Origin of the sequence: Streptomyces sp. NPDC057623 (assembly GCF_042800355.1) — a bacterium.
Lineage (GTDB): Bacteria > Actinomycetota > Actinomycetes > Streptomycetales > Streptomycetaceae > Streptomyces.
The window spans coordinates 39,798-45,943 of the sequence record NZ_JBHVGZ010000077.1 but is presented as its reverse complement, the minus strand read 5'-3'; the positions used below and the strand labels follow the sequence as shown (position 1 = coordinate 45,943).

5 protein-coding genes are annotated in these 6,146 nt (G+C 71.7%); 2 read left to right on the top strand and 3 right to left on the bottom strand.

Going from position 1 to position 6,146, the window contains the following annotated elements:
* Window positions 1-91: 91 nt before the first annotated feature.
* Window positions 92-1,291, bottom strand: a complete 1,200-nt coding sequence (gene hemA / locus ACFU95_RS43125) for a 5-aminolevulinate synthase (protein WP_383840647.1) — start codon at window positions 1,289-1,291, stop codon at window positions 92-94.
* Window positions 1,292-1,465: 174 nt separating this feature from the next.
* On the opposite strand from hemA, the gene ACFU95_RS43120 reads away from it, so the two are divergent.
* A complete protein-coding gene (locus ACFU95_RS43120) occupies window positions 1,466-3,028 on the top strand; it encodes a long-chain fatty acid--CoA ligase (RefSeq protein WP_383840645.1) in 1,563 nt (520 codons plus the stop codon).
* Between the two features lie 6 nt (window positions 3,029-3,034).
* On the opposite strand, the gene ACFU95_RS43115 is transcribed toward ACFU95_RS43120, so the two are convergent.
* Entirely contained in the window at window positions 3,035-3,838 is an 804-nt protein-coding gene (locus ACFU95_RS43115; RefSeq protein WP_383840642.1) for a VOC family protein, read from the bottom strand.
* A 296-nt stretch (window positions 3,839-4,134) separates the two neighbouring features.
* On the opposite strand from ACFU95_RS43115, the gene ACFU95_RS43110 reads away from it, so the two are divergent.
* Window positions 4,135-4,983, top strand: coding sequence for a sulfurtransferase (locus ACFU95_RS43110; RefSeq protein WP_383840639.1), 849 nt, complete (start codon window positions 4,135-4,137; stop codon window positions 4,981-4,983).
* Window positions 4,984-5,083: 100 nt separating this feature from the next.
* Here the strand turns inward: ACFU95_RS43110 and sepH are convergent, their stop codons facing one another.
* Entirely contained in the window at window positions 5,084-6,121 is a 1,038-nt protein-coding gene (gene sepH, locus ACFU95_RS43105) for a septation protein SepH (RefSeq protein ID WP_383840637.1), read from the bottom strand.
* Window positions 6,122-6,146: the final 25 nt, after the last annotated feature.

The window sequence follows — 6,146 nt, the reverse complement described above, 5'->3', positions numbered from 1 at the left end:
ACGTGCACACACCCCGCAAAACACAGGCGGCGAAACAGCGAACGAGTAAGTCAACCACCCCACGACCACGCCGCACAGGTTAAAGATCAAGCTAGGCACCCCGCGGTGCGCCCAGCTCGCTCCAGATCCCGTCCAGCGCCTCGACGAACTCGCGGACCTCGGCTTCCGTGTGCACGGCCGAGGGCGCGATCCGCAGGATCTCCTCCCCGGTCGGCACGCTCGGCGCGTTGATGGCCTGCACATAGGCGCCGTGCCGCTCCAACAGCATCGCCGACATCCGCTTGCAGAGCCGGTCCTCACCGACCAGGACCGAGACGATGTGGGTCTGGTCGGACAGGACGGGGATGCCCCGCTCCCGTAACAGGCCGTGCATGCGGTCGGCGTTGGCCGCGAGCCGTTCGCGTTCGACCCGGGAGCCGCGCAGATGCCGTACGGCGGTGAGCGCGCCGGCCGACACGGCGGGCGGCAGGGCCGTGGTGAAGATGAACGACCGGGCGAAGGCCCGCACCGAGTCCATGAGAACGGCGGGCCCGGTGACATAACCGCCGGTCATTCCGAAGCCCTTGGCCAGGGTCCCCATCACCATGGTGAACGCGGGCGCGAGTCCCTCCTGCGCCGCGATGCCGGCGCCCTCGGGACCGTACATGCCGACCGCGTGCACTTCGTCGACGAAGGTCACCGCCCCGTACCGCTTGGCGATGTCGGCGATCTCCGCGAGTGGCGCGATATCGCCGCGCATCGAATGCACGGACTCCGTCACGACGAGTTTCGGCCGCTGTGGATCCACCCCGGAGAGCAGTTCCTCCAGATGTGCGCAGTCGTTGTGCCGGTAGATGAACTTCTCGGCCCCGCTGTGCCGCAAACCATCGATGATGGACGCGTGGTTCAACTGGTCGGAGAACACGGCACAGTCGTCGATGCGCCCGGCGAGCACGGAGAGCGCACCCTCGTTGGCGGAATAACCGGAGGTGAACAGCACGGCGTCCTCCTTTCCGTGCAGCGCGGCGAGTTCCGCCTCCAGAGCGACGTGATAGCGGTTCGTCCCGCCTATGTTGCGCGAACCGCCGGAGCCGGCCCCGTATTCGTCGACGGCGCGCTTCATCGCGGCCAGAACGTCCGGGTGCTGTCCCATACCCAAGTAGTCGTTGCTGCACCAGATCGAGATCTCGCCATGCAGTGCCGTGTCGGCCGCGGGGAAGCGGCCCGCGATGCGGCCGAGCTCCAGGAATTCCCTTTTCCGCTCGGCTGTTTCCTGCGCAAGGCGTGCGAAGAAATCCATGTACTCGGACATGTCTCATGCTCGCTCTCTGTCGCTTTCCCATCGGCGGGCCTCATCGTAGGATGCGTCGGGGTTCCTGCACAGTGCGCCTTCGCCTGAAAGCGGAATATCTATGACCGAATGTGAAATCTCCTTCCCGTGGATTCACCCTGCCTTTTGGGGCACCGGAATACGCGGCCCGGTCCGATGAGGGGCGGTGCCACGCTCTCGGCCGCGGACGTGCTCGCGGACTCGGCGCGGCGCACCCCGGACCGCACGGCACTCGTCGCCGGTCCCGAGCGCGTCTCCTACGGCGACCTGTGGCTGGCCGCGCGACGGTGCGCGGCGGCGCTGCGCGGGCGGGGCCTCGCCCCCGGCGACCGGGTCGCGCTGCTGCTGCCCAACACGCCCGATTTCCCGGCGGTGTACTTCGGCCTCCTCGCGCTCGGCGCGACCGTCGTACCGGTGAACGCCCTGCTGAAGGCGGAGGAGATCGCGTACATCCTCCGGCACTCGGGGGCGCGGGCCGTGCTGTGCGCCGGGTCGCTCCTCGGCGAGGGGGAGCCGGCCGCGAAGCGCGCGGGAGTGCCGCTGCTGACGGTCGACGCGGACGCCGACGACATGAGGGGGCCCACGCTCAACCGGCTCGCGGCCCAGGCCACGCCGATCGAGGCCCCGGTGCCCCGGGCGCCGGACGACATCGCGCTGATCCTCTACACCTCGGGCACCACGGGCCGTCCCAAGGGCGTCATGATCAGTCACCTCAACCTGGTGCTGAACATCGACACGACGATGCTCTCGCCCTTCGACATGCGCCCCGACGACGTCCTCCTCGGCTGTCTGCCCCTGTTCCACACCTTCGGCCAGGTCTGCGGCATGGGGACGTGCTTCCGGGCCGGCGCCACTCTCGTCCTGATGCCCCGCTTCACCCCGGACACGGCGCTCGACCTGATGGTGCGCGAAGGCTGCACGGTCCTCATGGGCGTGCCGACCATGTACATCACCCTCCTGGAGGCCGCGGCCCGGGACGCCCGCCGCCCGCCGCTCGCCCGGGCGTACTCCGGCGGTTCGGCGCTGCCGGTCCGGGTGCTCGAGGACTTCGAGACGACCTTCGGCTGCCCCGTCTACGAGGGCTACGGCCTGACCGAGACGTCCCCCTGCGTCGCCTACAACCAGAAGGCCTGGCCCAGGCGGCCCGGCACCGTGGGCAGACCGATCAGGGGCGTGGAGGCGGAGATAGCCCGCGCCGACACCGAGGACCGCATCACCCTGCTCCCGCCGGGCGAGGTCGGTGAGATCGTGGTCCGCGGCCACAACGTGATGGCCGGCTACCTCGACGACCCCGAGGCCACCGCCGCCGCGCTGGTGGACGGCTGGTTCCGCTCGGGCGACCTCGGCGTGAAGGACGCCGAGGGCTGTCTGACGATCGTCGACCGCAAGAAGGACATGATCGTGCGCGGCGGCTACAACGTGTACCCGCGAGAGGTGGAGGAGGTCCTGTCCCGCCACCCGTCCGTCACCCAGGCCGCGGTGATCGGCCTACCGGACGCCCGCTACGGCCAGGAGATCTGCGCGGTGATCGTCCCCGGCCCGGGAGCCGCGCCGGACGCGTCGCTGGCGCGGGACGTCATCGCCTGGGCCCGTGAGCGCATCGCCGGCTACAAGTGCCCGCGCCGGGTGGAGTTCGCCGCCGCCCTCCCTCTGGGGCCGAGCGGGAAGGTCCTCAAGCGGGAGCTGGTCGCCCTGCTGGGAGACACCGGGTGCGTCTGAGCCCCGTCAGCGCGGGTTCTGGATCAGGCAGAACCGCGCGCCCTCCGGGTCCGCCACCGTCGCCACGCGGCCGTGGGCGCTGTCGTGGGCCGGTCTGAGGACATGCCCGCCGAGATCGACGATCCGGTCCACCGTCCCGTCCGTGTCGGCGACTTCGAAGTACGTCACCCAGTGCGGGCCCCGGTCGCGGGGCAGGGCGGTGCCGACCCCGTGGATACCCGCGACCGGGCGGCCGTCGATGTGCAGGGTGACGTAGTCGAAGTCGGCGGAGAGCACCGGCTCCTCCTCGAAGGCGAACACGGTCTCGTAGAACTTGGCCACGTTGACCGACTCGAAGGTCAGCAGCTCGTTCCAGGCGGGGGTGCCGGGCACGCCCGTGATGGCCGTGCCACGGTGCTCCGCCGCCTGCCAGATGCCGAAGACGGCGCCGGAGGGGTCGGAGCAGATCGCCATCCGGCCGGCTTCGGCGGCGTCCAGCGGTCCCACGCCGACCGTGCCGCCGCACAGCCGTACCGTGTCGGCGGTCAGGTCCGTGTCGTCCGAGGCGAGGTAGGGCGTCCAGGCGATGGGGAGGTGGCGGTCAGGCGGCAGCTGGCCGATACCGGCCACCTCACGGCCGTCGAGCAGGGCTCGCACATAGGGGCCGAGCTGCTGGGGGCCGGGCTGGAACTCCCAGCCGAACAGCGCCCCGTAGAACTCCTGGGTCGCGGCCAGCCCGTGCACCATCAGGCTCACCCAGCAGGGCGTGCCGGGCGCGTGCCGGGCGTGCGTCTCGCCGTTCGGGCCGGCCGACCCCCGTGCCTCGGTCATCGTCACTCTCTCCTCGGCCCCTCGCGGTGGCCGCGTCGCTTCCGCTGTCCGGACCCCGTGCCGATGCTCGCACCACCCGTGGCCGCGCGCGCTGCGGGCACGCCGCCGCACGACGGCCGGCGCCCGGAGGATGCCCGGTGTGCGATTTACGGCCCGTTTCCGTGCGATTGCCGCCGGAAGTCCGTCGGGTGTACAGCACGTGCCTGATCCCGTACGCCTCGTGATCGGACCTGTCCGGCCGAGCAGAGTAGCCGGACGTCGACGATGCGGCCACCCCGTGCGCAAGGATGGTGGCCATGAACGCCATCATCTCCGCATCCGAACTCGCGAGCGAACTGGCGGGCGAGAACCCGCCGGTGCTCCTCGACGTCCGCTGGCAGCTGAGCCTGGCCAAGTCGGCCGGCGAGCCGCCGTTCGACGGCAGGGCAGCGTACGAGGCCGGGCACATCCCCGGCGCGGCCTACGTCGACCTGGACCGGGAACTGGCTTCCGCGCCCGGCCCGCAGGGGCGCCACCCGTTGCCGGAGTTGGCCGAATTCGGTGCGGCGATGCGCCGGTCGGGCGTGTCGTCCGGGACGCCGGTGGTCGTGTACGACGGCGGACAGGGCTGGGCCGCGGCCCGGGCGTGGTGGCTGTTGCGCTGGACGGGTCACCCCGACGTGCGGGTCCTCGACGGCGGGTTGCCCACCTGGGAGGGACCGCTGGAGACGTCCGTACCGACTCCGGCGGAGGGTGACTTCGAGCCCGCGCCGGGCGCCGGGCTGCTCGACGCCGACGGCGCCGCGGCGCTCGCCCGCTCCGGCGTACTGCTGGACGCGCGGGCGGGGGAGCGGTACCGCGGGGAGGTCGAGCCGATCGACCCGGTCGGCGGCCACATCCCGGGCGCCGTCTCCGCGCCCACGAACGAGAACGTCGGCGCCGACGGCCGCTTCCTGCCCGCCGGGGAACTCGCGGACCGCTTCAAGGCGCTGGGCGCCTCCGAGGGCACGGAGGTCGGCGTGTACTGCGGTTCGGGTGTCTCGGCCGCACACCAGGTGCTGGCGCTGGCGGTCGCGGAGATTCCGGCGGCGCTGTACGTCGGTTCGTGGTCGCAGTGGTCGTCGGACCCGTCCCGGCCGGTGGCCGTGGGGCCGGACCCGCAGTAGGGCGGCACAGCACGAGGGCCGCGTCGCGACCGACGCGGCCCTCGTCCTCGTACGGCCGCATCCACAGCCGTACGACCGATGACTCCTGCTGCCTGCCTTGCTACTCCTGCTTCTTCCTGCGCGTCCCGAACACGATCTCGTCCCAGCTCGGGACGGCGGCGCGGCGACCCGGACGGACGCCGTCCGCCTCGGCCTGGCGATCCGTCGCGCCGATGAGGCGGTCGCGGTGACTGCCGACGGAGCGAGGCATGAGGACGTCCGCGTAGGCGGAACCGGCGGAGGCGGCCGGAGCGGGAGGTTCCTCCTCGACCGGCTCGGCCGGGGATTCCTCCGCTTCGGGCTCCACCGGGCGCTCCGGCACCACCAGGTCGCCACGGAAGCTGGGGACCGCCTCCAGCAGGCTGGTCAGCGAGTCCCGTTCCTCTGTCGTCTCCTCGACGGGCTCGGGGACCTGGGCCGGCAGGCTCGGCCGCGCGGTCTCCAGGGCACGGTCCATCCCACGCTCGCGCGGAAGTCGCGCGATACGCGGCACGAAGGGGAAGCTGGGCTCCGGCGCGGCGAGGTCCTCGGACTCGCCGATCAGCGAGCGCGCCTCCTCGTCGACGGCCTGCACGAGCCGCCGGGGCGGGTCGTACGTCCAGCTCGCCGAGTGCGGTTCGCTCGCCACCATGTAGACCAGCAGCACTTCCCAGGTGCCGTCGTCGCGGCGCCACGAGTCCCACTGCACCGTGTCCTTGTCGGCACCGCGCAGGAGCAGCCGCTCCTGGACGGCCTCGCCGAGCTGCGGACCGGCGGCGTTCTCGCCGGGCCGGCGGACGGGAGTCTTGCGGGCTCGTTCGGCCATGAAGGCGCGCTCGGCGAGCACCGGGCCCTCGAAGCGCCGGACGCGGTCGACGGGGATGCCGGCGAGTTGGGCGACCTCTTCCGCGGTCGCACCAGCTCGTATACGCGCCTGGATGTCACGGGGGCGGAGATGGCTCTCCACCTCGATCTCGATCTGGCCGAGGCGCGGACGGTCGCCGCGCACGGCGGCGCGCAGGCGTTCGTCGATCGGAAGGGTGTACTCCGTCGCGTCGGCAGCCTTCAGCACCAGCCGTGTGCCGTCATTGGAGACGGCCACGACACGCAGTTCGGGCATGGGGACCTCCCGGGTGGTGCCTGCC